The organism is Promicromonospora kroppenstedtii DSM 19349, from assembly GCF_000515355.1.
GTDB lineage: Bacteria > Actinomycetota > Actinomycetes > Actinomycetales > Cellulomonadaceae > Promicromonospora > Promicromonospora kroppenstedtii.
In genome coordinates this window covers 44,444-45,116 of the sequence record NZ_KI911644.1, presented here as the reverse complement: position 1 = coordinate 45,116, position 673 = coordinate 44,444, and the positions used below count along the sequence as shown (strand labels likewise).

Below are 673 nucleotides of genomic sequence, written 5' to 3'. Positions count from 1 at the left end.
CGGTGCGGTGGTCCCGGTAGGCCGCGGCAGGCGCCGTCCGCTGCGCGGTGCGCTCGGGCAGCACGGCCGAGACGACGGGGGAGGGCCGCAGCGGGTCGCACTGCGCCGACGTCGAGTGGTGGTCTCCGCAGCCGTGCGACTCGTCGCCCAGCGGCTCGGATCCCGTCCCTGGGACGGTGGCCGCGTGGGCCGCCGAGACCGAGGCCGGGACCTCGCCGTGCCCGTGGCCGGCGTGGTCGCGGTCGAGGTGGACGCTGCACAGCACGTGCACGCTGACCAGCGCGAGCGCCACGAACATGACCGACAGCACGCTCATCGAACCGCGCCGGGCACCGGCGAGGAAGGGGCTGAGGCGGCGGGTCGGGATCATGGCGCGACAACACTAACCGACCCGGCAGGCGGCTCGTCCCGCCCCGTGCCCGTCAGATCCAGCCGCGCTCCTGCGCGAGGAGCACGGCCTGCTGCCGGGTCTCGACCGCGAGCTTGCCCAGCACGGTGGAGACGTGGTTGCGCACGGTGCCCGGGGCGAGCGAGAGCGTGCGCGCGATCTGGCGCGTCGTCTCGCCGTTCCGGCCCGCGCGCAGCACGTCCAGCTCGCGGTCGGTCAGGGGCGAGCGCTCGTCGCTCAACGCGTCCGCGGCGACCTCGGGGTCGACGTACCGCCCGCCGGCCG

The 673-nt window shown here is 75.9% G+C and carries 2 protein-coding genes; both read right to left on the bottom strand.

Annotation, left to right across the window (positions count from 1 at the left end; genetic code table 11):
- The coding region (locus PROKR_RS34350) for a hypothetical protein (RefSeq protein WP_036962339.1) at positions 1-370 on the bottom strand (370 nt) is incomplete at its 3' end.
- A gap of 52 nt (positions 371-422) precedes the next feature.
- Positions 423-673: LuxR C-terminal-related transcriptional regulator (locus tag PROKR_RS09180; RefSeq protein WP_036962336.1), on the bottom strand; the 251-nt coding region annotated here is incomplete at its 5' end.